Source organism: Bifidobacterium sp. LH_416, assembly GCF_056357055.1.
The window spans coordinates 125570-150834 of record NZ_JBKEVJ010000004.1 but is presented as its reverse complement, the minus strand read 5'-3'; the positions used below and the strand labels follow the sequence as shown (position 1 = coordinate 150834).

Annotated in this window: 20 protein-coding genes; 9 read left to right on the top strand and 11 right to left on the bottom strand. The window is 56.3% G+C overall.

Annotation, left to right across the window (positions count from 1 at the left end):
- Positions 1–4 precede the first annotated feature (4 nt).
- Genes AC1AY0_RS08925 through pknB form a run of 5 tightly spaced genes read left to right on the top strand, consistent with a single transcriptional unit; the run spans position 5 to position 7767 of the window.
- Positions 5–1663, top strand: a complete 1659-nt coding sequence (locus AC1AY0_RS08925; RefSeq protein ID WP_476526260.1) for a PP2C family protein-serine/threonine phosphatase — start codon at positions 5–7, stop codon at positions 1661–1663.
- Positions 1660–3336, top strand: a complete 1677-nt coding sequence (locus AC1AY0_RS08920) for an FtsW/RodA/SpoVE family cell cycle protein (protein WP_476526258.1) — start codon at positions 1660–1662, stop codon at positions 3334–3336. Before AC1AY0_RS08925 ends, AC1AY0_RS08920 begins: the two co-directional genes overlap by 4 nt.
- Positions 3333–4799 (top strand): peptidoglycan D,D-transpeptidase FtsI family protein, encoded by a 1467-nt coding sequence (locus tag AC1AY0_RS08915; protein WP_033891441.1) that lies wholly within the window; start codon positions 3333–3335, stop codon positions 4797–4799. Before AC1AY0_RS08920 ends, AC1AY0_RS08915 begins: the two co-directional genes overlap by 4 nt.
- Positions 4796–5746 carry a serine/threonine-protein kinase gene (locus AC1AY0_RS08910; protein ID WP_033891442.1) on the top strand — a complete coding sequence of 317 codons (951 nt, stop codon included), beginning with the start codon at positions 4796–4798 and terminating at the stop codon, positions 5744–5746. The genes AC1AY0_RS08915 and AC1AY0_RS08910 overlap by 4 nt, the downstream gene beginning before the upstream one ends.
- On the top strand, positions 5743–7767 hold the full coding sequence (gene pknB / locus AC1AY0_RS08905; protein WP_476503417.1) for a Stk1 family PASTA domain-containing Ser/Thr kinase: 2025 nt from the start codon (positions 5743–5745) through the stop codon (positions 7765–7767). Before AC1AY0_RS08910 ends, pknB begins: the two co-directional genes overlap by 4 nt.
- 99 nt (positions 7768–7866) lie before the next feature.
- On the opposite strand, the gene AC1AY0_RS08900 is transcribed toward pknB, so the two are convergent.
- From AC1AY0_RS08900 to AC1AY0_RS08890, 3 genes are read right to left on the bottom strand one after another with little or no spacing between them, the layout of a single operon-like run.
- A complete protein-coding gene (locus AC1AY0_RS08900; protein ID WP_033891444.1) occupies positions 7867–8511 on the bottom strand; it encodes an anthranilate synthase component II in 645 nt (214 codons plus the stop codon).
- 53 nt (positions 8512–8564) lie between these two features.
- Positions 8565–9833: a class E sortase gene (locus AC1AY0_RS08895; RefSeq protein WP_476526256.1), complete on the bottom strand. Its 1269-nt coding sequence runs from the start codon at positions 9831–9833 to the stop codon at positions 8565–8567.
- Positions 9830–10624, bottom strand: coding sequence for a DUF881 domain-containing protein (locus AC1AY0_RS08890; protein ID WP_033891446.1), 795 nt, complete (start codon positions 10622–10624; stop codon positions 9830–9832). Before AC1AY0_RS08890 ends, AC1AY0_RS08895 begins: the two co-directional genes overlap by 4 nt.
- Positions 10625–10713: 89 nt before the next feature.
- Here AC1AY0_RS08890 and crgA point away from each other — a divergent pair, with 89 nt between their 5' ends.
- Positions 10714–11181, top strand: a complete 468-nt coding sequence (crgA, locus tag AC1AY0_RS08885; protein ID WP_033891447.1) for a cell division protein CrgA — start codon at positions 10714–10716, stop codon at positions 11179–11181.
- A 639-nt stretch (positions 11182–11820) separates the two neighbouring features.
- Here the strand turns inward: crgA and AC1AY0_RS08880 are convergent.
- A complete protein-coding gene (locus AC1AY0_RS08880) occupies positions 11821–12549 on the bottom strand; it encodes a rhomboid family intramembrane serine protease (RefSeq protein WP_476526255.1) in 729 nt (242 codons plus the stop codon).
- Positions 12550–12709: 160 nt separating this feature from the next.
- Between AC1AY0_RS08880 and AC1AY0_RS08875 the strand changes: the two genes are divergently transcribed.
- A complete protein-coding gene (locus tag AC1AY0_RS08875) occupies positions 12710–12931 on the top strand; it encodes a hypothetical protein (RefSeq protein ID WP_033891449.1) in 222 nt (73 codons plus the stop codon).
- A 188-nt stretch (positions 12932–13119) separates the two neighbouring features.
- On the opposite strand, the gene AC1AY0_RS08870 is transcribed toward AC1AY0_RS08875, so the two are convergent.
- On the bottom strand, positions 13120–15567 hold the full coding sequence (locus AC1AY0_RS08870; RefSeq protein WP_476526253.1) for a glycogen/starch/alpha-glucan phosphorylase: 2448 nt from the start codon (positions 15565–15567) through the stop codon (positions 13120–13122).
- A 267-nt stretch (positions 15568–15834) separates the two neighbouring features.
- Here AC1AY0_RS08870 and AC1AY0_RS08865 point away from each other — a divergent pair, with 267 nt between their 5' ends.
- On the top strand, positions 15835–16257 hold the full coding sequence (locus AC1AY0_RS08865; protein WP_476526320.1) for a sterol carrier family protein: 423 nt from the start codon (positions 15835–15837) through the stop codon (positions 16255–16257).
- A 197-nt stretch (positions 16258–16454) separates the two neighbouring features.
- On the opposite strand, the gene AC1AY0_RS08860 is transcribed toward AC1AY0_RS08865, so the two are convergent.
- Positions 16455–16817 (bottom strand): DUF3073 domain-containing protein, encoded by a 363-nt coding sequence (locus AC1AY0_RS08860; protein WP_476526251.1) that lies wholly within the window; start codon positions 16815–16817, stop codon positions 16455–16457.
- Between the two features lie 134 nt (positions 16818–16951).
- Between AC1AY0_RS08860 and trpS the strand changes: the two genes are divergently transcribed.
- Positions 16952–18043, top strand: coding sequence for a tryptophan--tRNA ligase (trpS, locus tag AC1AY0_RS08855; RefSeq protein WP_476526250.1), 1092 nt, complete (start codon positions 16952–16954; stop codon positions 18041–18043).
- A gap of 72 nt (positions 18044–18115) precedes the next feature.
- Here trpS and AC1AY0_RS08850 read toward each other — a convergent pair whose 3' ends face one another.
- The 5 genes from AC1AY0_RS08850 to AC1AY0_RS08830 all read right to left on the bottom strand — a co-directional run bounded on the left by AC1AY0_RS08850 (position 18116) and on the right by AC1AY0_RS08830 (position 24939).
- Positions 18116–19663 (bottom strand): amidohydrolase, encoded by a 1548-nt coding sequence (locus AC1AY0_RS08850; RefSeq protein WP_033891455.1) that lies wholly within the window; start codon positions 19661–19663, stop codon positions 18116–18118.
- A 7-nt stretch (positions 19664–19670) separates the two neighbouring features.
- Positions 19671–19985 carry a transcriptional regulator gene (locus tag AC1AY0_RS08845; protein WP_476526248.1) on the bottom strand — a complete coding sequence of 105 codons (315 nt, stop codon included), beginning with the start codon at positions 19983–19985 and terminating at the stop codon, positions 19671–19673.
- Positions 19982–20608, bottom strand: a complete 627-nt coding sequence (locus AC1AY0_RS08840; RefSeq protein ID WP_476526247.1) for a hypothetical protein — start codon at positions 20606–20608, stop codon at positions 19982–19984. Before AC1AY0_RS08840 ends, AC1AY0_RS08845 begins: the two co-directional genes overlap by 4 nt.
- 455 nt (positions 20609–21063) lie before the next feature.
- On the bottom strand, positions 21064–22704 hold the full coding sequence (locus AC1AY0_RS08835) for a sodium/proline symporter (RefSeq protein WP_476523066.1): 1641 nt from the start codon (positions 22702–22704) through the stop codon (positions 21064–21066).
- A 282-nt stretch (positions 22705–22986) separates the two neighbouring features.
- The gene (locus tag AC1AY0_RS08830; protein ID WP_476523067.1) at positions 22987–24939 is read right to left on the bottom strand and encodes a threonine/serine exporter family protein; all 1953 of its coding nucleotides are present in this window, start codon (positions 24937–24939) and stop codon (positions 22987–22989) included.
- Positions 24940–25265 lie beyond the last annotated feature (326 nt).

Below are 25265 nucleotides of genomic sequence, written 5' to 3'. Positions count from 1 at the left end.
CCGCATGCCTAATTCCGCCGCTTCACAACCGTTGTTCCTGTACTCCACCACTGTGTCTGATGTAGGCACAGTGCGCGCGAATAATCAGGATTCATCCTTCGCCGGCGAGCATTTGATCGCCATCTGCGATGGTATGGGCGGTCATGCGGGCGGCGACACGGCATCCACCATCGCCATCCGCTCCTTGGCTCATATCGAGCAGGACGATACTGGCGGCGATGTGCAGGCCATCTCCCACATGATGGAAACCTCGGTTATGGCCGCGCATGATGCCATCGTGGGTAAGGCGAAGCGCGAACGTAAGCTTGCCGGCATGGGCACTACGGTCACTGCTGTGGCTTTGGTTGCCGGGTACTGGGTTATCGCTCATATTGGCGATTCCCGCGCCTACCTGCTGCGTGACGGGCATCTCAGCCGCATCACCAGCGACCATAGCTATGTGCAGCACTTGATTGATACCGGCCGCATTACGCCCGCTGAAGCGAAGAATCATCCGCAGCGCAACGTGGTGATGCGCGTACTGGGCGATTTCGACATCGACCCGCATCCGGATATCTCCATTCGTCGCGCCCATCCCGCAGACCGTTGGCTGCTATGCTCTGACGGCTTGTGTGGCGTACTGGAAGATTCCACCATCGAAGAGACGATGACCACGCTCTCCGATCAAGGCGAATGCGCCCAAAACCTAGTACAGATGGCATTGCGCGCAGGCAGCACAGATAATGTCACTGCAGTGATTGCAGATGCCACGCTTGCCTTGGACGCTAATGCTTTTGACTTGCCTCATCAGACACCGCTGGTGGGCGGAGCTGCCGGCAATAGTCTTGAAACCATTGCCGATATTGTCAACGAACCAGTGGCTACAGCTCCCGCTCTGCGTGTGGATAATTCCCCGGCTCAGCGCGCAGCTGCTCTCATGCAGCCAGCAAGTGCGCACGCAAAATCCAATGCCGCTACCACTGCGGAACCGTCTGGCGCCCGCGTGGCACAGCCCTCTTCCGTACGTGAGGAATCCGGCGAACGTGCCAACCCTGATACTGGTGAGATCCCAGTAGTGCAGCGCCCTGATGGTCGTATTTCTGCCGACCCGAACGATCCGGTAGTGGCTCAGGCTATCCGCAATGAGCAGGCACAGCAGACTAAGGCTACCCGAGTGAAGAAGCACCGGGTTCGTCTCGCATTGATTTTCACTGTGGTTATTGTGATCGCCGCATTGTTCGGCGTGGGTGGCGGCACGTATTTGTGGAGCCAAACGCGCTATTACGTTGGCAATAGCAACGGTAAGGTGGCGATTTATCAGGGAGTGCCCACCAACATTTTCGGCATGGAACTTTCCCATGAGGTCAGCAGCACCACTATTTCGCTGTCTGAGCTGCCGCAAACCTGGCGCGACCAAATCAATCAGGGCATTGCAGTTGATTCGTTGGACGAAGCTCAGTCTCACGTGTCTATTATTCGTACCGAAATGAATAAGTTCCTGAAGCAGCAAGAGCAGGATAACGCGAAGAAATCTGAGTCTTCCAATAGCTCTTCAAGCTCTGGCACTGATTCCAATACGGACTCCAATAGCAATAGTTCTGATAATTCCAATGATTCAAGCTCATCTTCTGATCAGCCGAGCATTGGCGCGGCAAATGATGCCGCAACAGGGGGCAATCAATGATCGCTACCCGCTTACGCCAGATTGGCCTGCTGCTTGTCTCCATGGCCATCAGTGCGCTTGCCTTCATTCAAATGTTTGAGCGCACCACGAATTCAATACCATCGAACTACCTCATTGTGCTGTGTGTGGCTGCGGCATTGTATCTCGTGCTTTGGGCGCTTGCCGTACGCTTCCAACCGTATGCCAGCCAGTCGATTATGCCGTGCGTGCTACTGCTCACGGGCATTGGCATTACGATGATTGCGCGCATTGATCAAAGCATGGATACTCGCGTGGCTCAACGCCAGCTCATGTGGCTGTGCATCGCGCTGGTATTGTCCGCGCTGATCATCGTGTTCCTCAAGGATTACCGCGTACTGCGCCGCTTCTCCTACGTGTCTATGGTGGTCGGCTTAGTACTGCTGCTCTCCCCGATGCTTCCAGTGCTCGGCCAGGAAGTGAATGGCGCACGTATCTGGGTAAAGATTCCCGGTCTTGGCCAGTTCCAGCCTGGTGAATTCGCCAAGCTGTTCCTCGCATTCTTCTTTGCCGCATACCTGTTCGATCATCGTGATCAGCTGGCTGTGGGCGGTAAGAAAGTGCTCGGCCTGCAGCTGCCGCGTATCAAGGATTTGGGCCCGATCATCGTAGTATGGGTGGCTTCGATGGGCGTGCTCGTTATGCAGCACGATTTGGGTACGTCGCTGATGTTCTTCGCCATGTTCGTGGCAATGCTGTATGTGGCAACCGGCCGTAAAAGCTGGATTGTGATTGGCCTGCTGGCATTCGCCGTGGGTGCTGTACTGGCAGCCAGCATGTTCAGCCATGTGGGTCAGCGTGTTGACGCTTGGCTGCACCCGTTCAGCAACGAGCAGTACAACAAGGAATACGGCGGCTCCTGGCAGCTGGTGACCGGTATTTTCGGCTTGGCTTCAGGCGGTATGGTAGGCACTGGCTTGGGCCAAGGCCACCCTGCGCTGACTACATTCGCTAATTCCGATTTCATTTACACGGCTTTGGGCGAAGAGCTTGGTTTGGCTGGTGTGCTAGCCATTTTGATGCTGTATTTGATTTTCATCGCCTCCGGTTTTATTGCAGCGATGAAAATCAAGGATGGTTTTGGCAAGCTGCTCGCTTCTGGCTTGGTGTTCACTATGGCATTCCAGGTGTTCACTGTGGTGGGCGGCGTCACTTTGGTGATTCCGTTGACTGGTTTGACGCTGCCGTACATGGCAGCCGGCGGTTCCAGCTTGATTGCCAATTATGTTCTCGCCGCACTGCTCATCGTTATTTCCGATGCGGCTAACCAGCCGGAGCCGGAGCTCACTTCCGAATCTTTCCAATACGAGGCGCTGGCTGTGTTGCGCGATAAGGAGCTTGAAGAACGAGCTCGCGCCACTGAGCCGATTGCTCGCCCGCGCACGGCTTCGGCCACGGCTGCCAACGCATATGGCTTGGATGATCCTTCCGGTGAGATTGTGGATACTACTCGCCGCGCTCCAGAGTCGACTGCAGGCGAGGAATACACCGCGCCGACTGGCACGATGCCGCCTGTTCCTCCGACTGCGCAAACCCAGTCCCCACAGATGCCTCAGGTACCGCAAGTACCGCAAGTCCCACCGATTCCGCCAGCGAATGGCTATCGTTCCACTAGTAATCATCACGGTCCAAGACATGGAGGTGCGCGCGCATGAATAAGTATCTGCGTCAGCTGTTCACCGCTGTAGTCTGCCTGTTTGTGGTGCTCGGGCTGTCCTCATCAATCATCATGGCTGTGCGCGCTAATTCACTGAACAGTGATTCGCGTAACGCCCGTTCCCTGTACCACGAGTTGGGCGCTTACCGTGGTGCTATTTTGGCTTCAGACGGTACGGTTATGGCACAATCCGAGCCGGTCAATGATGCATTCAAATATCAGCGCACATATTCCAACGGTCCGCTGTATGCGCCGATCACCGGCTTCTTCTCCATCAATCAAACTGCCGATCGCGGTCTGGAAGCTTCGCGAAGCATGCTGCTCAACGGTGAAGCTGATTCCTTGATTTGGCAGCGCGCCAAGGCCATGCTCACCGGCAGCACCAACCAGGGTGCATCTATCGAGACCTCCATCGACCCGAAACTGCAGCAGGTTGCTTACGATCAGCTCAGCTCGCGCGATGGCGCAGCTGTTGTTTCGGAAGTCAAAACCGGCCGTATTTTGGCGATGGTGAGCACGCCGAGCTATGACCCGAACCAGCTGGCCACGCATGATGCCACCGCTGCTGCCAAGGCGTACAACGATTTGGCAGCAGGCGAGAACAGCCCGCTGATTAATCGCGCCACATCTCAGCTGTACCCGCCGGGGTCCACGTTTAAGACCATCGTGGCATCCGCAGCGTTGGAAACCGGCCAATACCAGACCGATACTGAGATTCCTGCAGGCTCAAGCTATACGCTTCCGGGCACCAATACGCAGCTGCCGAACGCAGTATGGCAGGCCAACGGCACTGACGGCAAGATCACGTTGCAGAACGCTATCGCATACTCGTCCAACACTGCATTCGCACAGTTGGGTGTGGCGCTTGGCGAAGAGAAAATCAGCGATATGGCTACGTCTCTGGGCTTTGGCAGCACGATTACCATCGATGGCACCACTGCAACCGGCACTCCGATGACGGCTACGGCATCCACCTTCCCCTCGGGCACCACGCCTGATCGACTGGCTCTGGCCTCTATCGGCCAAGGCGATACCAAGGCCACGCCATTGCAGATGGCTATGGTGGCTCAGGCTATCGCTAACGATGGCAAGCTGCTGCGCCCCACGTTGGTTGATCGTGTGCGAGCTTCGGATTTGTCGGTAATCAGCGAAACCAAGCCGCAAACCATGGCTAAAGTGTTCAGCAAGGATACTGCTGATAAGCTCACCACGATGATGGAAAGCGTGGTCACCGAAGCCAATCCATCATTGGCCATTGATGGCATCTCCATCGCGGCTAAAACTGGTACTGCACAAATCGGTGTGGATAACAGCAGCATCGATGGTTGGATCATCGGTTTTGCGCCTGCGGATGATCCGCAAATCGCCGTGGCTGTGATGGTGCACAACACTGATCTGCTTGGTTCGCTCGCAGCCGGCCCGATTATGCGCGCGATAATTCAGGAGGCACTGCAACAATGAAACTGATTGAAGGACAGCTTATTCATCGTCGCTACCGCCTCGACTCGCGGTTGGCTCAGGGCGGCATGGGCGAAGTGTGGAAGGGCTATGACATTCAGCTCGGACGCCCGGTTGCTATTAAGGCGCTGCGCTCAGACGCTACGAATGCGGAAGCTAAGTTGCGTCGACTTCGTGCGGAAGCTCATAATTCCGCGAATCTTGCGCATCCGAATATCGCTGCATTGTTTGAATACTATGAGCATGATGGCATCGGCTTCCTCATTATGGAATATGTTCCGTCGAAATCATTGGCGGATTTGTTCCATGACAAGGGTGCGATGGATCCGACTGAACTGCTGCCGATTCTTATTCAGACTGCGCGCGGCTTGTTTATCGCTCATTCTCACGGTGTGATTCATCGCGATGTCAAGCCTGCCAACATTATGGTTTCGGACACTGGCGAGGTGAAGATCACTGATTTCGGCGTGAGCTATTCCACCGGTCAGGGTCAGATTACTCAAGATGGCATGGTGGTGGGAACCGCGCAATACATTTCCCCAGAGCAGGCTCAGGGCAAGCAGGCCACACCGCAATCTGATATTTATTCACTGGGTGTGGTGGCGTATGAGGGATTGTCTGGGCATCGCCCGTTCACTGGCGCAACCCCTGTGGATATTGCGGCCGCTCATGTGAACAATCCGGTGCCGCCGCTGCCGGATTCAGTAGACGTACAGCTTCGTGAATTCATAATGTCCATGCTGGCTAAGGATCCGCTCGACCGTCCGAAAGACGCGCTCGTAGTATCCCGTACGCTGGCCCGTATTGAACGCCGTCTGCTCGATCAGCAGACCGAAATGGCGGATCAGACCATGGTGACTTCCGGAATGCGTGTGCCTCGCCGAGTGATGAGCACGCCACGCATCGTTTTGGAGACTCCTGTCTCAAGATTGGGAGGAAATAAGCAATGAGCAGCATGCCTAACGCACTGGCCGGTGGCCGTTACCAGCTGGGCCAGCTCATCGGACGCGGCGGCATGGCCGAGGTCCGTATCGCTCTCGATACTCGTTTGGGCCGTACCGTGGCCGTGAAGATTATGCGCGCGGAACTCGCCAATGACGAAATCTTCCTCGCACGTTTCCGCCGCGAAGCTCGTTCCGTCGCGCAGATGAACAACCCGAATATCGTCAACATCTACGATTCGGGCGAAGAAACCATTACCACGGACGCCGGCGATACTGAACGCTTGCCCTATATCGTGATGGAATACGTGAAGGGCCAGACCCTGCGTGACATCATCAAGGTGAATGGCGCGTTGAGCCAGCGCGATTGCGAACAGGTGATGCTCGGCGTGCTGAGCGCGCTTGATTATTCGCATCGCATGGGCATTATTCACCGCGATATCAAGCCCGGCAACATTATGATTTCCGAGCAGGGCGTGGTCAAGGTCATGGACTTTGGTATCGCTCGCGCACTGGATGATTCCGCCGCCACGATGACACAGTCGCAGGGCGTGGTGGGCACTGCCCAGTACCTCTCCCCTGAGCAGGCGCGTGGTGAGACCGTAGACATGCGCTCCGACCTGTATTCCGCAGGCTGTGTGCTCTATGAAATGCTGACCGGCCGCCCGCCGTTCACTGGTGACTCTGCTGTAGCCATCGCCTACCAGCATGTGTCTGAAGTGGCAACGCCGCCGAGTGCCGTGGTGCCCGGCTTGCCGAAGATGTGGGATTCCATCGTGGCCAAGGCTATGGCGAAGGATCGCCAGAACCGTTACGCCACCGCTGGCGAATTCAAGAACGATATCTTGACCTATATGAACGGTGGCGTGCCTGTGGCCGCTGCGTTCAACCCGTTGACGGATCTTTCCAACGTGAAGGCCCGCAAGGAGGCCGAGCGCGAACAGCCTACCGTGGCGGTACAGCAGCCCACTCAGGCGTTCAACCCGGTAACTGGTCAGTTCGAGCAGGTGCCGCCGAATGTGGCCGCGCAGAACGCCTTGAAGACGCGTGCTGAACAACGTGCTGCAGCAGCTAAAGCCAAAAAGAAGAAGCAGATTATTATCGGCTCGATTATTGGTGTTATCGCTGCTATTGCCATTGTGGTTGGCGTGGTGTTCGCTATGAACAATGCGCAGAAGAACGCTGTGGAAATGGTGACTGTGCCAGCTTGCACGGCTACTACGTCGAAGGACGGCTTGGAAGCTAAGCTCAACGCGCTTGGTCTGGAAATGGTGGAGAAGCAGGATACTGACTCCACTGAAGCTGCAGGCACGTGCACCAAGATGAGTCCGAAGGCTGGTTCTAAGGTGGCCAAGGGTTCCAAGGTGACTGTCTGGTTCTCTGCTGGCCCGCAGTCGGTACCAGTGCCGGACGTGAAGAATATGAGCCAGGATGAGGCTCGTACCGAGCTTGAAGATGCTGGCTTCAAGGTCAGCTCCACGGTGAAGACTGAAGACAGTGCTGATATTGAGAAGGATATGGTGACCCGCACCGATCCTGCAGCTGGTTCGCCAACGCCGAAGGGCACTACGATTACGATTTACGTGTCTTCTGGTATGACCAGCATGCCGAATCTGGTGGGTCAATCCAAGGACGCGGTTATTTCGCAGTACAGCAGCATGTTCAACTTTGTTGTGGAAACAGAGTCGTCTGATACGGTAGATGCCGGTTCCATTACCCGTACCGATCCTGTAGCTGGCTCGAATATCGAACAGGGCAGAACGATTACGATCTGGGTGTCCACCGGCAAAGAAAAGGTCACTGTGCCTTCTATTAGTGCAGGAACCGATTACGCTACTGCCAAGCTGCAACTGGAAGCTGTGGGCTTGGTGGCCGCTGCTAACGGCCCGACCGATAGTTCTGCCGTAGTGGTCAGCATCGATCCCGCTGCCGGCACTCAGGTGGATAAGGGATCTACAGTCACCATCACCACCAAAGATGCAGGCACGAACGGCGGCACCGGCAGCACTACGCCAGGTACCGACGAATAATCACATCAATCTCTCATAATCTAAGGGGCTCTGTGCGTCACAGTAACGCACAGAGCCCCTGTTTTTACTCCTGACTGAGGAGTGTAATACAAGTGCCGTTTACTTCGTCACCTTAGGCTGCAATCCAGCAGACTTGGCCACGGCATTATCCTGACCGCAGACCTTAAGCCAGTTAGCGAGCAGACGGTAGCCGTCCTGAGTCATCACCGATTCTGGATGGAACTGCACCGCGTACATAGGCTTATCCTTCACCTTCACACCCTGCACAATATGGTCACCCTGAGTCCATGCGGTCACCACCAAAGTATCCGGCACAGAATCAGGTTCCACAGCCAGCGAATGGTAGCGGGTAGCGGTCATCGGATTAGCGACGCCTTCAAAGATTTCATCATCGATATGCTCAACCAAACTGGTCTTGCCATGCATAATCGTGGGCGCATGATCCACTGTGCAGCCATACACTTCAGCGAGCGCCTGCAAACCAAGGCAAACGCCAAACATAGGCACGTCGTTGGCCGCGCACAGTCGAATCATATCTTCGCTGGCACCGGAATCAGCCGGAGCACCCGGGCCAGGGGAAATCAACACGCCGTCGTAGCCGTCAAGCACTCCCTGCGCGGCAGGATCAATGGCGTCGTTGCGTACCACGTCTACCGTGGCACCCAGCGTCTTTAAATATCCCACAATCGTGTAGACGAATGAATCGTAGTTATCCACCACCAGAATGTGCGCGGAATCGGTCATGCTGCTCTCCTTGAAGTCGACTTGCATGCCATACTACTTCAGCTTGGCCGGCTTTACTCCGGTACGGCCACGAAGTTCGACATCTGTTGCAGGAATGGGATATTTGCCGCGGCCCATGGGAAGGTCCATTGGAAGAGCGCGGCAGCAGCAGCGAGCAGCAGCAACAGCAGCAACAGCCAGCGAATAGGCATAACGCCCGGCTGCAGTCGGAGCAGGGTGCCGTAGATGCTGGCGTCCGGGCGGCGGCGTTCGCCGAGGCGAATCGCACGCAGCACCGGCCAGCGCCAAGCTACTGCAGCAGCGATGAACAGAATCACCCATGCCACTAGGGCCAAATACACCACTTTGTCCAAAGAACCAATGCGCGAGGCGACGGACGGGGTTTCGGAAATGGCGAATTTCACAGCGCCAGAAGAATCAGTGGTTGCCAATTCCTTCGGTACGCCATCAGACACTTTGGCCCAGTATGAGAATTCGCCGTAGCTAATCCAACGATGAGTCGGCGTGGAGTACTTCGGCTCGCACGTGGTCATCGTAATCATGCGCTTGGTGGGTTCCACGCTGGAATTCTCCGGGTTTGGCGCAATCACCCAAATATCCGTGGGCAGCACGATCTCGTAGCGCGTGTAATGGTATACGTACCAATAATCCTGCGTACGAACGATAATCGCATCGCCTTCTTGGAGCTTATCCACATCGCCAAGCGGCTGGCCATAACCATTACGGTGGCCGGCGAGCGCAAAATTACCAACCTGACCCGGCATTTGCGAGCTCTGATAGTGGCCAAGGCCGTGGCGGTTAATCTGCTCGAGCGTAGTGCCTTCCACCAGATTGCGGTGCCATTGGCTGCCGAATCGTGGAATGTATACCTGAGCGATCAAATCGCCGTATTTCGGATTTTCCGGCTGGACAGGCGGCTCTCCCTCTTGAGCTTTGGCGATTTTCACCGTGCCGCCGTCAGCAGCAGGATCGGACCAGTTCACTGACTTCGTAGTTGCTTCCTGTGTCTGTTCCGCTTCCACGCCGGTCCACCACATCTGCCAGACGATGTACAGCGCGCAAATAGCGGCAGCGGTGAGCAGGATTTCGGCCACAATACCAAGTGCTTGCCACACTGGGCCACGGCGAGCGGCAACCGTACCAGAACCGCGTGTATATGCGGCGGACGAGGAGCGAGCGTGGCGGCTCCTACGCCGACGCGGCTCACTGGACTCATAGCCGGATTCATAGCCGCTCGGCTGCTGGGGTTCCTCAGGAACCGCAAAATCGTTTAAGCTGACCTCAGACTGAGTATTCGCATTCTCGCTGCTAGTATGTCTCATTGCTGATTCTGCTCCTCGTCTTTGGCCTTCGACGTATCGACTGTGGCGTATTTGAACTGCTGCAGCAAAGCCGTAGTGGCCTCGAACTGAAGATTATCCTTGTTTTCCACCTTATATCCGATGCCGAATGCACTGACGTACTGCTTCAGAATAGTGATGGCATTCGAATCGTTTAACGCCTTGCGCATCGAAGATTGATCTCCGATAGCGGAAATAGTGAACGGTGGCGCGTATTTCTTACCGTGAATGGACAGCACATTGCCTGAGCAGATCACGGCGGAATTGAACAGCACACGCTGATCCATAATTTTCATGGCTTCAGCGCCGCCCGCCCACAATGCGTTCACCACAGATTCCACATCCTGCTGATGAATCACATAATCATTGATATTGGCGGTTGTACCATTATCGTTCACCGCGTTTTCCCAAAGCGGCGAATCATCCAAGGTGACGGTAATGCCTTCTCCAGAAACGGCAGGAAGCATCAAACTGGAATCACCACCGTCTGCCGCATCACTGCTATCGGTTGAATTATCCGAAGAATCCTTGGAATTGAGCGCATCAGTGAGATTATTGACCTGCTTCTGCAAATCATTGACGTCGCTTTGCAGCTGGGAAACCTCAGCCACACTGTGCTCCACAAGGTCAGCAGTGTCATTGTTGACTGTGGTGGTGCGGTTTACGCGCACATTGGTGCTCAGCAGGAAGCCAGTCAAGGCAATAAGCACAAACGCGGCGACTCCGCTGAGCAGAGAGCGACGTGCGCTATGTTTTCCTTGGTGCTTGGCCATAAAAATCCCGTCTTTTTACACGGTGTGTTCACCAGTTTCGAGTGTAGCCACTATTATGACTTTTAGCCTATTGAATGGAGAATACGCTGATGGCTGACGAAGAGCTGCACGAAAACGACTCGAAGGACCAGAAGGACTGGCAGGATGAGGTCGCATCCGATGATGCAAAGACCTCTGACACTGCTGAAAACGCTGAGACCACCGCTGAGGAGACCGCCGAAGAAGACGAGACCTACGGTGTGGATATGGATCAGGTGCAGGCTGTGCTGAACGCCACTGCCGACAAGGCCACGCTGACCCCGCAGATGCAGCGCATGATGAGTCGTCAGGCAGAGAATACGAAGCGCGTTGAGGAAACCATTAAGGGCACCAAGTCCAACCCGCGTTGGTTTGTGCCGGTGTTCTGCGCGTTCATGATTATTGGTCTGATTTGGTGCGTGGTGTACTACCTCTCCCCGTCCGGCGCTTGGCCGATTCCGAACATTGGCGCCTGGAACTTGGCGATTGGTTTCGCTCTGATTATGATCGGCTTCCTTATGACTATGGGATGGCGCTGAGTTAGCGCGCTTTTGCTGATTGTCTAAGGCCGGCTTCCTACTTCGGGAGCCGGCCTTTTTGTATTCGCTGCTGATATGGACACCGCACTTACCCACAGCTATCCACCACTTATCCACGAGTTATCCACACGCTTATCCACACAATGTGGATGAATTACATCGCTGTAGTTTTCCACAAAATGTGGAAAACCTTGTGGATAAGTAGTGGATAACCCGTGGATAAAGAGTATTCAGCGGTGTATAAGTCGTGGATAACCGTGAATTAGTGCAATCGAAGCGGCGATTGCACACAATTCGGCGCATAGAATGTCGAGTTATCCACAATGCACCGTCAATGACTTGTGCACAGTTATCGACATGAGTTCGTGAGTTATCCACATCGACGTTGAGTTATCCACCGTCTTTTCCACAATTGTGCACAACTATCCACGAGCGTTTGGGGGAGACTTGCAGGCACCCCTATATATAGCGCCCGAGCTCTTCAACAGTTCCCATATCTCGTCCACAGCAGCAAGGGGACTGTGGACAACCCTAATGGCGGTAATAACTCAGCGGCGCATTTTCACGAACTCAAGGTTTATTTCGAAAAAAGAAGCCGCTCACACAGAGCGGCTCAACAAATAGGTTAAGAAAAAGCAGTTACATGGCGTATGGATTTGCCATATTGCACAGCAGAATGCCAGCCACTACCAGAACAGTGACGGACCAGCCATACACCTGCATACGCCAAGCGAGGCTTTTATGCCGCCAAACCGGCAGTCCACTCGTCAACAACCATGTCAGCAATGCTCCGACCACGAATCCGCCGACATGCGCCTGCCACGCTACGCCACCAACCACAAACGGCAACGCGAAATTAATCACCATCCACACCAGCATCGAACGAATATCCGCACCAATGCGGCGATACACCACCAAAATCGCAGCAAACAAGCCAAAAATAGCGCCCGAAGCACCATACACAGCCATCTGCCAGCCATTATTCGGCGATGCCACAGCCCACACCATAAGGCCCAGAGCACCTCCCAGGCCTGAAATCACATACAAGCCAAGGAATCGCCAGTGGCCCATCATCCGCTCCAGCGCCGCGCCAACCGAATACAGACCAATCATGTTGAACAGAATGTGCATGATCGTATTCGGCGCATGCAAGAACATTGAGGTAATAGCAGTCCAAGGGCGATGCACTAACGTCATCGGAGAGAGCATGCCCTGATACACCAGCAATGACTGCAACAGCGGCGAAATGAAGCCCAGCAGCACTTCAATCAGCCATATCACCGTGCACACAGCAATCAGCGCCCACGTGATAACCGGACCGCCGCGCTCCCACTCGTATTTGATTTCTCGTTTTGTCGGCATATGCATGCAGACCACTGTATCGAAAGTTCTGGCATACGAGCGTCCCGGCAAATCGCCCGGGCAATTCAATCCACCCAATCGTCACAATCATCGGCATAGAATAGGGTGCAGGGTCGGTCGTGAATGGGCATGCCGACCAGACGATCCCTCACAGAAAGGAGCCGTCATGGAGAATCGCTCTTCTAACGGTTGGAAGTTCTTCGCGCTGCTGTTTGGCGCGGCGCTGGCTGCAGTCATCGGCCTGTACATCTACAAGCAGCAGAACCCGGATTATGATCCGTGGGAGGAGCCGTGGGAGAACAGCTCTTCGCCGGTGGATTTGGGTCTGAACAAGGCCGAGGATAAGGGCGATGAGGAGGAGCCCGAAGCCTCCCCAGCTGAAGCCTGATTCCCCCAACTGGTAGACATACGTAAAAAGTCTCTGTAACCGAAGTAGTTACAGAGGCTTTTTGCGTATTAAGCTGCTGACGCTGGAGGGTGGGGAGTACGGTACGCATCCCGACACACTCAAGGCCGTTCGGCCAAGCTTACGGTCGGGATGCGCACTCCCCACCCTCCAGCTGCGTTCTGGACCCGTCAGTCAGCGAGCGGACCGGTGTGCCAGATTCGCTCGAGATAATCCTCCATGGAGCGATCGGAGCTGAAGAAGCCGGAGTTGGCCACGTTGAGCAGGGCCTTGCGGTTCCACTCGAGCGGATCGCGGTAAAGCTTCTCGATTTCAGCCTGGATATCGGCGTAAGCGGAGAAGTCAGCCAGGGTCATGAACCAATCCTTGGTCAGCCAGTCGGCGACGAGCGGAGCGTAAGCGTTGCGGTCACCGTTGGAGAAGGTGCCGTTGGCAACCAGATCGATGGCCTGCTTCAGGCGAGGATCGGCCTCGTAGTACTTAGCCGGATCGTAACCGTCGGCGTACAGCTTATCGACCTCTTCCACAGTCATGCCGAAGAGGAAGAAGTTCTCAGCACCAACGCGCTCACGAATCTCAACATTGGCGCCGTCAAGGGTACCAACGGTCAGGGCACCGTTGAGAGCGAACTTCATGTTGCCGGTACCGGAAGCTTCCTTACCAGCCTGAGAAATCTGCTCGTCAAGTTCGGTGGCCGGAATCAGGTTCTGAGCCATCTCGATGTTGTAGTTCGGCAGCATGTGGACGGCCAGCTTGCCCTTGACGTCCGGATCGTTGTTGACCACGCGGGAGACGTTGTTGATGAGCTGAATGGTCATCTTGGCCAGGTAGTAACCCGGAGCAGCCTTAGCGCCGAAGAACACGGTGCGCGGCAGGATCTCGTCAGCGGAAACGGTGCCGTTCTTGATGGCAGCGTACTTGGAGATCACGGCCAGGATCTTCAGGCTCTGGCGCTTGTACTCGTGCAGACGCTTGACCATCGTGTTGAACATGGTGTTCTCGTCGATGTCGAGGCCGTAGCGATCCTTGGCGAAGCCCACGAAAGCGTGCTTGTTGGCGGCCTTGACGGCAGCGAACTTCTTGACGAACTCGTCATCCTTGGCCAGCGGAACCAGGCCCTCGAGCATTTCGAGGTCGGAGATCCACTTGTCAGTGCCGAGGCCCTCGGTGATGAGGTCGGAGAGAGCCGGGTTGGCGAGCTTGACGAAGCGACGCGGGGTCACGCCGTTGGTCACGTTGGTGAACTTGGTCGGGTAGACGTCGGAGAAGTCCTTGAGGGTGACGTCCTTCAGCAGCTGCGAGTGCAGGGCGGCCACGCCATTGACGTGGGAGCCGCCGTAGGTGGCGAGGTAAGCCATGCGGACGGAGTCGCCAGTGTAGATGCGCATGCGTTCGATGGTCTCGTCGGCAACACCCTTGCCCTTGAGCTCGTCTTCAAACTGCTCGTTGATCTTCTCGATGATCTCGAGGTGACGCGGCAGCAGTTCGCCGATGAGGCTGGCCGGCCAAACCTCGAGGGCTTCCGGCAGCAGGGTGTGGCAGGTGTAGTTGAAGGTCTTGACGGTGATGTTCCAAGCGGTATCCCAGTCGTAGTCGTACTCATCGATGAGGATGCGCATGAGCTCCGGGATGCCGATCACCGGGTGGGTGTCGTTGAGCTGGAAGGTGATCTTGTCCGGGAAGGTGGTCAGATCAGGCTTGTCCTGGCCCGGGTAGAAGACGCGGATGGCGTCGTGCAGGGATGCGGAGACGAAGAAGTACTGCTGCTCGAGGCGCAGCTCCTTGCCGACCTTGGTGGAGTCTTCCGGGTAGAGGATCTTGGAGATGTTCTCAGCCTTGACCTGCGGCTTGACGGCTTCCATGTACTCGGAGCGGTTGAAGGCGAGCAGATCGAACTCGTCGTAGCTCTTGGCGGTCCACAGACGCAGAGTGTTCACGCGGCCGGAAGCGTAGCCCGGAACCAAGTAGTCCACCGGGACGGCGCGCACGGACCAAGCCGGCTTCCATACCTTCTTGCCGTTCTCCTCAACGACTTCGCCACCGAAGGAGACCTTCTGGTCGCGGTTGTAGTCGATGTGGCCCCACGGCTCTTCGTTGTTCAGCCAGTAATCAGGGGTTTCGACCTGCTTGCCATTCTCATCGAAGGTCTGCTTGAAGATGCCGTACTTGTACTGGATGCCGTAGCCGAAGGCCGGCACGCCCAGAGAAGCAAGGGAGTCGATGAAGCAGGCGGCGAGGCGGCCCAGACCACCGTTGCCGAGGCCCGGCTCGTATTCAGCGTCGATAATGTCCTTCGGCTGGAAGCCCAGGGCTTCAACAGCCTTGTCGAACTGCTCGGTCAGACCGGCGTTCAGCAGTGCGTTCTCCAGCTGCTTGCCCATCAGGAACTCGGCGGAGAAGTAGCCCACGGCCTTGGTGTTGCCGTTGACGGTGTCAGCCTGAGTCTTGAACCAAGAGTCGGCGAGGTGGTTACGCACAGCCTTGGAAGCAGCCACGTACACGTCGGCAGCGGTTGCCTGCTCGGCGGTGACGTTCTGAGTGTACTTGAGTTGTTCACGAATCTCGTCGGCGAACTGGTCCGCCGTAACGGGAGACTTTGGTGCGGTAATTTCGGTCATTCTGACTTTCCTTCCGGGATAAGTGCCCGAGATTATTATGCCGCGCGCTGGGTATCGCGGCATAAACGTAAGCATGAACTCTCCGTAACGTCATCGACATCATGTTATGCATACGTTCTCATCACGAGGCTACCACAATGCCGCCTCATAAGCTAAACAGTTAGCATGTCATCGTTTTCATGGCATGGTCATGCAATGGTCATGCAATGGTCATCGCAATTGCGCCGCACTCGCCCAAAAGCCGAGAATTCTGGCCTGGAGCGTGCCATGATGGAAAGCATGGCAGTCATTCTCGAAAAGGATTTGGAACGAGGCCGCGTCGCTTTTGAACAGTGGCGCACAGCAGCGCAAGCATCATTGCAATCAACGGAAGCAATCACCGTGAATCCAACGCTGCCGCGCAGCACATGGGCTATGGCGGTGCGCTATTCGCTGTTCCTGTTGGAGCGACGCGCACCCGGGCCCGGCGTGGAAGTGCGCGTGGCGCCGTGGGGCGCAATCAAGATTCTGGACGGGCCGGAATCAGACCCGCACAACCTGACGCCACCGGACGTTATCGAGCTCGATCCGGATGTCTGGCTGCGTCTTGCCTGCGGCATCACCACATGGGCGCAGGAGAAGGATGCCGGCCACATCAGCGCAGTCGGCGAGCGAGACGATTTAAGCGATTTGCTACCGCTAACGCGCTAACCGTTATACGGCGCCACAGCATGGTTGGGTGGGGAGGTACGCATCTCGACCGTAAGCTTGGCCGAACGGCCTTGAGTGTGTCGAGATGCGTACCTCCCCACCCAACCATCAACCGACCGCAACAGTCCACCACAACGAATAACGAAAAAGGCACCTGCTATGACGCAGGTGCCTTGAAGTATGGTATTTGCCACCAATCACTGCTTGGGCTTGAGCGCGCTCGGAATCGGGCGAGGCTTCGGCATCGGAATTGGCTTATGCGGAACTGCCGGCTTGGCCGCAGTCTTCGGGAATTCACCACTGGTTGCCTTGGCCGCAGCCTCGGCAGCCCACTTGGCGTACTCGTCAAGATCATCTTCGGCACTGTCGGCGGAATCAGAAGATTTCACCTCAGTGTCCACATACTGGTCTTCGACGTCGGCAAACGGGTCAACAGACCCCGTTCCCGGCTCTTGCTCGCTGAGTTCCTTGGCCAGCTCATCGTAATCAGTGTCGGTGGTCAGATACTTCAGCTTACGGGCAATTTTCTGCTGTTTTGCTTTCTGACGTCCGCGGCCCATCTGACCCCCTGAAATTACTGTGCTGTTCGAATCATCAACTTAAGAGAGTACCACCTAATATGTGCATGTTCGTTGTCGGCTCACACTTTTACCATAAAAGCGTTTATTTTAAGGCTATTTCAAAGGAATCCGGCATGACCGACGAGCAGAAACTGACAGCGGCAGGCAACGAGATGAGCGCAAGCTTCCTCGCAGCGAAGAAGCGTTCCGACGAGACGCTCGCCAAGCTTGAGTCCAATCCCTCGTCCTTCACCATGCTGACCGGCGATCGCCCGACCGGCCGCCTGCACTTGGGTCACTACTTCGGTTCCATTCGCGAGCGCGTCGCCATGCAGGAGCGTGGCGTGAACACGAACATCATCATCGCGGATTACCAGGTCATCACCGACCGCGACACCACCGAGCATATTCAAGACAACGTGCTGAACTTGGTGCTCGACTACATGGCCGCGGGCATCGACCCGAACAAGACCATGATGTTCACCCACTCTGCAGTGCCGGCCGAGAACCAGCTGCTGCTGCCGTTCCTCTCCCTGGTCACCGAGGCTGAGCTGCACCGCAACCCGACCGTGAAGTCCGAAATGGAGGCTTCCGGCCACGCGCTGACTGGCCTGCTGCTCACCTACCCAGTGCATCAGGCGTGCGACATTCTCTTCTGCAAGGCCAATGTGGTGCCGATCGGCAAGGACAACCTGCCGCACGTGGAGATTACCCGCACGATTGCCCGTCGTTTCAACGAGCGTTACGCCAAGAAGAACCCGGTGTTCCCGGAGCCGGCCGCCATTCTGTCTGACGCTCCTGAGATTCCGGGTCTCGACGGCCGCAAGATGAGCAAGTCCTACGGCAACTCCATCATGCTGGGCGCCACCGCTGAGGAAACCGCCAAGCTCATTAAGAAGAGCCCCACCGATTCCGAGCGTCGCATCACCTTCGATCCGATCGCACGCCCGCAGGTCTCCGCACTGCTGACCACCGCAGGCCTCGTGACCGGCCGCGACCCGAAGGATATCGCCGAGGAAATCGGCGATGCCGGTGCAGGCGCACTGAAGGCTTACGTGATCGAGTCCGTGAACTCGTTCCTCGCTCCGCACCGCGAGCGCCGCGCCGAGCTGGCCAAGGACATGGATTCCATTCGCGACATTCTGCATGACGGCAACAAGCGCGCCAACGCCATCGCCGAGGAAACCCTCGACCAGGTGCGCGAAGCCATGGGCATGAAGTACTGAAACACTCAACGCATCAACGCACTGAGCGCCAAGGCCTGGGATTGTGAACACACAATCCCAGGCCTTTTGCATTCAGTATGTGCGCTTGCCGGCCAAGAACGTCATCTTGATGTGCTTCGGCATGGCACGCATGACTTCGGGTGTGGCAGCGGCATAGGGATCGGCATCGATAAGCACCAAATCTGCCGGGTCGCCAGTTTCGACGCGGTCTCTTCCCACTGCAGTAGAAGCAGCCAACGCCGTTCGCACGTCCAGGCACTGTTCGGGCTGGAATGGTTCGCGCGCGGAGCTCTCTGTGCCAAACACGGCGGCGGAGATGGCCAACCATGGGTCAAGCGGGGCAACAGGGGCGTCCGAGCCCATGCGCAGCTTGGCGCCCGCGTCATGCAGCGAGCGGAACGGATAGGGAATGCCAGCAGGATTAGCCCAGAAGCGGGTAATAACGTCGCGGTCATCCATGGCATGCTGCGGCTGAATGCTTGCGGTAAGCCCCAACTCGGCAAATCGTGGGATATCCACGGGTTTAAGCATTTGCGCATGCTCAATAGAACCATGGGCATGCGTGGCGGCAGCGGCGTTCAGCACAATGGTGTTCGCCTCATCGCCGATGGCATGGCAAGCAATATCAAAGCCATGTTCAGTGGCCAACCGCATATAATCCTCGATTTGCTGCGGCGTATAGCTCAACGTGCCGTAGGTCGGCGGCTCGATACCGGAATAGGGGGTGGAGCAATAGGCGGAGCGCGTGTTCAGCGAACCGTCCGAAATAAGCTTCATAGCCCCGACATGACCAAGCCCGTTACTCCCGGGCAGAGGCTTGCCGGTGTGCCAGCCTGCATCGATGGCGTCATGCAGACGCTCGGGATATACGCCGGCCTCCACACGCAGTCCATTGATGCCAGCGGCAAAGCGACTGATCCACGTGTTGATATTTTCGGCCATCTCATAGTCGTGAATGCCCGCAATGCCCTTGGACGCAGCATCTCGCTCGGCCTCACGCAGCAACCGGTCGGTTTCTTCGGCTGCGCCAGGAGCCTTATCGAACTGGGTATAAGCGTTGAACCATTCCAGCTCTCCTACAAGCCCAGTGCGCTCATCCACATGCACGCCAAGGCGGCGGGCGGCAGCAGAATTCACCCAACCGCAGTGCATATCCGCGCTGGAGAGCGCCACCGGCTGCTCGCCGGTTACCGCATCGATGGCAGCAAGCGTGGGCTGCTCGTCGTCAGTCCACAGCGAATGCCGGAAGCGCATACCCACTACGAACGTGTTCGGGTCGAGTGTCCCGGCCGCGCGGCGTTCCTCCAAATGGGCGCGCAACATGGCCATCGCCTCGCTGGCCGAACGAGCGTTAATCAAATCCAGTCGGCCCAGCGTTTTAGCCCATTGCGTGAAATGCGTATGACAATCCCACAAACCAGGGATAACCCATAACCCATCGGCATCGATGACAGTTGTATCTGTCGTATCCACATCTTCCGGCAAGACACGCGTTGCATCAACGGCGGCGTCAGTACCCGCGGGGGTTACGGAAGCAATAACGCCATCTCGCACAACGATATCAACACGGTCTTCAGACCCAGGAATGCCTGCATTGTCAATACGTACCAAGCTACTCATACCGCCATCATGCCACTGTTGTGTGAATGGCACCGCGCGCAATCTGCTCCAATGCAGCCATATGCCCCTCAAATGCGTGCCGTCCGGCCGGCAGCAGCATCACTGCAATCACCTTGTGTTTATTGAGCGCGCTATCGACCTTGCGCAACGCCACATATCCATGCTCCTGCAATGCTCTGAGCTGTTTGGAGCAGGCTGCGTCGCTGATGCCCAATGTGTCTCGGATAACAGCAAACTGCATGCAGGTCGTCGTCATCAGCAATCCACATATGCGCAATCGGATCGAGGAGTGAATGAATTCGTCGAAATATGCTTCAGTCATGGCTGTGGCGCCTTTGCATCGCGTTCTGCGCTGTCCACGCCGCCGCTGATTCGCGATGAAGTTGCCTGAGGAACCACAGTGGACCACAATGCCGCGTTTCGTGCTGCCGCTGCAGACAGTGCAGTATCATGCATAGCCCTCACCATGCGACCCAATGCGCGTTGATATAGCCAGCCAGCGAGGAACATGCCAATGCCCACAGCAATCGATAGCAATGCATGCCGCGCGATATCAATCAGCACAGACTCTGTTGGCAGGTAAGAAAATGCATAATTCAGGGCAGCTCCCAGCACGATGATCACAGTTTGTACGCCTAGCAATGCCTGCATTTCACGATTGCGCGGTATTGAATCTATGTGACTGCCCCGCTGTTTGCGCGATGCAATATAGGCGGCAATCATGCATGCGGCAAACAATGCCAGCAATACCAATGTCAGAGCATTGATTTCCTCGCCAAATAGATTGACGGCAAGCCCCCAGCCGATTGAATAAGTGATTTGGCCCCATAGCGGCAGCGTGACCCTTGTGCTCAATTGAGTTCGGTCTGCACGCAACTGGTGCAGTGCGGCTGCGGCGTCGGCGGTTGACGGAATTGAGGATGGCGATACATGTGACTGCTTCATGATTGTTCCTTTCTTGGCTTATCGCTGCGTTGCGTAAACCATGGCCGATGAAGTACGAAGAAGATATAAGAAATGCAGTAAGGGCCGGAACAAACAAACTTTCCGTATGGAAAGTATAACAGTTTCCACATGGAAAGTAAATGGCTCAGATCGGCGAAATTCAGCCTCGCATACTAACGCTTTTTAATGGTCCTCTTGGCACTTATCCACCGAGTTATCCACATTTATCCACTGAAAAATGGGGACTGTAGACAGTCTGTGGTTTAGCACCGTAGACTCCCGATATGCATGCTGCATCACGAAGTGAGCTGCACCCCGATTGTTGGACTGGAGTAATTCAGGTTCGATGATCGGGGTGCAGTTCAAATCAGCCCCTCGTAACGCAGAAAGCGTGCCAAGAAACCGGCGAACGCAGCTTTCTGCGCCCAGAGCGCATCAAAGCACGCTACCTCGCATTATTTCTCGCCTCGAACTTCGGCCTCCATGGCTTCCATCGGCTCATCCACCAGCACTGAGCCGGAGGGCAGGGTGCCGGGCAGCGGATCGTCCATGTAGTGATCGAATTCGTAGAGCATCTGCTCGTTGGGCTTCTCGGTGAGCAGCGACACCACCACAATGAACAGCAGTGAAATCAAGAATGCCGGCAACAGCTCGTAAATGGCGAAAACACCGCCCAAAGGCTTCATGAGATTATGCCAAATCAGCACCGTTGCGGTGCCGGAAAGCATGCCCGCCACAGCGCCAGCCTTATTGGCACGGCGCCAATACAGCGAGCACAGCATCAACGGGCCGAAGGACGCGCCCAAGCCGGCCCACGCGTATGACACCACTTGGAAGATCGAAGAGTTCTGGTCGTATGCCACAAGGATGCCGAATAGGAACATCACCACCAGCGTGGCACGGGCCACAATCATCACCTGACGGTCCGTGGCCTTCTTGTGGAACAGGCCGCGGAAGATGTTCTCGCCCATGGCGGAAGCGCCAATGATCATGTAGGAGGAGCTGGAGCTCATCGAGGCGGCGAAAATACCAGACACCACCACACCGCACATGAAGCTTGGCAGCAGAGTCTGCGCCAGCACAATGAAAATCGTTTCCGCGTCTGTGGAGGTCAACAGTTCAGTCGGCATCATCGCGCGGCCTACCAAACCGATGCACACAGCGCTGGCCAGCGACAGCACGCACCACAGCGTGGCGATAATACGAGACTTGCGCACTTCCTCAACGCTACGAATGGAGAGGAATCGCACCAGCACCTGCGGCATACCAAAGTATCCCAAACCCCATGCCAGCATGGACACGATGGTGATAATGCCGTAATCGCTCGGGGCGCCGAATACCGCGCGGCCAGCCTCTACGAGCTGCTGACCGGTTGATGGGTCGAGCTTGGGAGCTGCCACCTGCACGCCGGAAAGGTAGCCGGGAATAGACTGCAGGAAGGCCACTGTATTATCGACGCCACCTGCATTGGCAACCGTGCCGATGAATACCACAGCGAGTGCGAAGAACATCAGCAAGCCCTGAATAAAGTCGGTCATAACCACGGACAGGTAGCCACCCACAACGGTGTAGACGAACACCACCAGCGCGCCCAGAATCATCATCAGGTGATAGTCAAAGCCGAAGAGTGTGGCGAATAGTTTGCCCACAGTCACGAAGCAGCTGCCCACGTACACGCTGAAGAACACGAGGATGATGATGGCGGCGATAGTGGAGATCACGCCTTTGGTGTCATGGAATCGCTTGGCGAAAAAGTCTGGAATGGTGATGGCGTCGCCGGCCACGACTGAGTAGCGACGAAGGCGGCGGGCCACGATTTTCCAGTTCATATAGGTACCGATGGCAAGGCCCAGCGCGGTCCACATCGGGTCAGCAGCACCAGTGAAGTAAGCGAGGCCCGGCAAGCCCATGAGCAGCCAACCGGACATGTCCGACGCCTCAGCGGAAAGCGCAGTCAGCCACGGACCGACGCCACGACCGCCCGCGAAATACTCCTTGGACGAGGAGTTGGAACGCTTGGAGTACACGAATCCGATGGACAGCATGGCCGCAAAATAGAGGACCATGGCCAAGAGAATCCAGAAATCGTTCGCCACGCTAACCGCCTTAAGCCGTAATTGATGGCCCTCCCCTATCGTGATTCCCTTGGAACAGGGAACTTACGGCAATATGCCGTTCTATAAGGGCAGTCATGGGAAGATACGCCATGCACAAAGAGCCTTGAAAAACTTTCTCTTTGGCCGACCTTCGCGGAACGCACGGACAAAGCGCCACAAATGAGACGGTTATGTCTCATAGTGTGGCGCTTATTGTCGAATCACCGAAGAATCACTGACAACCGCCTGCAACCAAGTCGGCCCAAGTCGGCCTGCAAGCCGCTAAATGTCGTACCGCCAGGACTTATCGGTAATCACGCGCGCCATCGCCAAACCAATAGGCAGGCAGATAATCACCATGAACGCGCGGAATGCCCAGTCGAGCGCGGACTGCGTATCGAACGAACCCAAGTGGAACATGGCCTGATACATATACATGCCCGGCACCATGATCACAATCGACGGCACGGTCAAGCAGATACGCGGGTAACCCAAATGCGGGGCAAGCCACCCCTTGCGCACGGAGGAGCGCCAAGCCGTAGCCAACAGGCCGGCCAGTAGAGCGCCGATAAACGCACCTGCTTCCGGCGGCACGCCCTGATCCACAATTTCCAAACGCAGCGTATCAGTGATAGCGCCAATCACAGCCGCCACCAGGCACATGCGCTGCGGAGAGTTGAACATCACGGAGAAGCCCCACACACCAAGGAACGCAAAGACGAATCGCAGACCGCCGTTCACCCACACGTTCAGGCCGAGCGGCTCGAATCCTTCTGGGTTCAAGTGCACAATAACCGCAACCATCCAGCCTGCAAGCGTGGCCATCAGCACGATGCACAGGAAGTACGCGAGGCGCTGAATGCCGGAGGGGAAGTCGATTTTCGCCATATCCAAACCGCTGGTAATCAGCGGGAATCCAGGGATGACGAACAGCATGGCGCCAATGTACGCCGTATCATGCTGCAGCGCCACCGGATCGAACAGACCGATCAGACGCAAGGTTCCGGTACATGCCAGAGCCGCCAACGCCACGCACACAAAGGTGACGAAGAACTGGTTCAAATGATGCGCGAACAGCTTGCGCCGCAGCCAATGGCCCAAGCCGGCGCCCACAAATGCGCCGATCATGTCGTACGGGCCGCCGCCGAGCAGGAACACGAAGGATGCGCAGGCAATGGCAGAGGCCAGGCCCGCGAAGGCCGGCGAGTACAGAGGCTTGCGATGTTCGATCATGTCGAGTCGCTCGTGAGCCTGGCGCACAGTAATGCCCGAGGGGTTCTTTGACTGCGATTCTGCGTCAATGTAGTCGAAATGCTCGGCATATTCCTTGGGCGGCTTGCGGTCGGCAAGTTTGCGTTTGCGTGGCGCGGTATCTGTTTGATTTGAATGTGATTGATTCGACTGATGCGGCTCAGCGTCCGGAAAATCGCTTTCCATGGCATCCGGATGCGCTTGCGCGCCTGCTTCTGCTGCTGATTGCGCGGCCCGCTCAGCCGCTTGCTCAGCCTCGCGCTTCTGTTCGTCGGCGGCACGCACCGCCAATGATTGCGTCATTGCCGACTGCGACCAATCCGTCTCGTGCACGTGCAGTTGATGAGCGCGAGGATCGCCGGGATCGCTATGCTCGCTGGCTACTTCAAGCGCGTCAAGTACCGCGTCTTGCCCGGCCTGCTGCGTTTCTTTTTCCTTTTCCTCTTCACGCAACTTCTTGGAGAGGTTCGCAGAAACCTGGGAAGCATCCTTGGTGTCGAGATGCTGCATCAGGCCTTGCGATACCTCAGGCTGCACGTGGTACATCGACTCCTCGCCGAGGTTCACGCTGAACCAGTCGGCGTAGTGCTCGAGCAGCCAGATGCGCTCGGTGTTCACGCCAGTGGTCGGCAGATCGATGACTTCGGTGATGCGGTCCTTGCCGTCCGTGCAGGCGGCTTCGATGTCCGTCAGATTCACATCGGCGCGCACGTGCACGCCCAACGGATAGGCGATGCGATGCATCATTTCGCGTACGCGGAAGGAACCGGTACCGGCGCTTAAGTCAAGCAGACCAACGCGCACAATCACGCTGGCTTTGGCTGCGATACCGGCTTCTGCGATGGGCTTATCCCAATCGCGCTCGATATCTTCCATATCCAGAGGAATGGAGTGGGTATGGAAATGCTGAACGGCAATAGCACCATGTTCATTGGGCTTATGGTGCTCCTGATGTGGTTCAGTATGGTTCGTCTGCTGTTCCATGTGATTCCCAATCCGGTTTGTACGGCATCTGCCGCAGATCGTGTTGATTGACGAGATTTCCCGAGGATTCAAGGTAGCGCGCCGCCTTCCCCGCACACCCCAGCACACACTTTCATGTCCATTTTTCGGACATAAGTCAGTCGATATTCGAGCAATCTGTCGGCTGAAAATGGACTTCGTAACGTAAATGGCGAATACCCGGCGATACACTATTGCCCACACAACAACCACGTTGAATATGGGCTGTGGGCTCGCAACGATTGGCCTCAACAACCGCGGAGGAGCCGCGGACGACCAGTAGACCGAGCAACCTAATATTCGGCAAA

What these genes read in the sequence shown, in the direction of transcription:
- AC1AY0_RS08925 (WP_476526260.1), top strand. Translation starts at nt 5, where the DNA reads ATGCCTAATTCCGCCGCTTCACAACCGTTGTTCCTGTACTCCACCACT.
- AC1AY0_RS08920 (WP_476526258.1), top strand. Translation starts at nt 1,660, where the DNA reads ATGATCGCTACCCGCTTACGCCAGATTGGCCTGCTGCTTGTCTCCATG.
- AC1AY0_RS08915 (WP_033891441.1), top strand. Translation starts at nt 3,333, where the DNA reads ATGAATAAGTATCTGCGTCAGCTGTTCACCGCTGTAGTCTGCCTGTTT.
- AC1AY0_RS08910 (WP_033891442.1), top strand. Translation starts at nt 4,796, where the DNA reads ATGAAACTGATTGAAGGACAGCTTATTCATCGTCGCTACCGCCTCGAC.
- pknB (WP_476503417.1), top strand. Translation starts at nt 5,743, where the DNA reads ATGAGCAGCATGCCTAACGCACTGGCCGGTGGCCGTTACCAGCTGGGC.
- AC1AY0_RS08900 (WP_033891444.1), bottom strand. Translation starts at nt 8,511, where the DNA reads ATGACCGATTCCGCGCACATTCTGGTGGTGGATAACTACGATTCATTC.
- AC1AY0_RS08895 (WP_476526256.1), bottom strand. Translation starts at nt 9,833, where the DNA reads ATGAGACATACTAGCAGCGAGAATGCGAATACTCAGTCTGAGGTCAGC.
- AC1AY0_RS08890 (WP_033891446.1), bottom strand. Translation starts at nt 10,624, where the DNA reads ATGGCCAAGCACCAAGGAAAACATAGCGCACGTCGCTCTCTGCTCAGC.
- crgA (WP_033891447.1), top strand. Translation starts at nt 10,714, where the DNA reads ATGGCTGACGAAGAGCTGCACGAAAACGACTCGAAGGACCAGAAGGAC.
- AC1AY0_RS08880 (WP_476526255.1), bottom strand. Translation starts at nt 12,549, where the DNA reads ATGCATATGCCGACAAAACGAGAAATCAAATACGAGTGGGAGCGCGGC.
- AC1AY0_RS08875 (WP_033891449.1), top strand. Translation starts at nt 12,710, where the DNA reads ATGGAGAATCGCTCTTCTAACGGTTGGAAGTTCTTCGCGCTGCTGTTT.
- AC1AY0_RS08870 (WP_476526253.1), bottom strand. Translation starts at nt 15,567, where the DNA reads ATGACCGAAATTACCGCACCAAAGTCTCCCGTTACGGCGGACCAGTTC.
- AC1AY0_RS08865 (WP_476526320.1), top strand. Translation starts at nt 15,835, where the DNA reads ATGATGGAAAGCATGGCAGTCATTCTCGAAAAGGATTTGGAACGAGGC.
- AC1AY0_RS08860 (WP_476526251.1), bottom strand. Translation starts at nt 16,817, where the DNA reads ATGGGCCGCGGACGTCAGAAAGCAAAACAGCAGAAAATTGCCCGTAAG.
- trpS (WP_476526250.1), top strand. Translation starts at nt 16,952, where the DNA reads ATGACCGACGAGCAGAAACTGACAGCGGCAGGCAACGAGATGAGCGCA.
- AC1AY0_RS08850 (WP_033891455.1), bottom strand. Translation starts at nt 19,663, where the DNA reads ATGAGTAGCTTGGTACGTATTGACAATGCAGGCATTCCTGGGTCTGAA.
- AC1AY0_RS08845 (WP_476526248.1), bottom strand. Translation starts at nt 19,985, where the DNA reads ATGACTGAAGCATATTTCGACGAATTCATTCACTCCTCGATCCGATTG.
- AC1AY0_RS08840 (WP_476526247.1), bottom strand. Translation starts at nt 20,608, where the DNA reads ATGAAGCAGTCACATGTATCGCCATCCTCAATTCCGTCAACCGCCGAC.
- AC1AY0_RS08830 (WP_476523067.1), bottom strand. Translation starts at nt 24,939, where the DNA reads ATGGAACAGCAGACGAACCATACTGAACCACATCAGGAGCACCATAAG.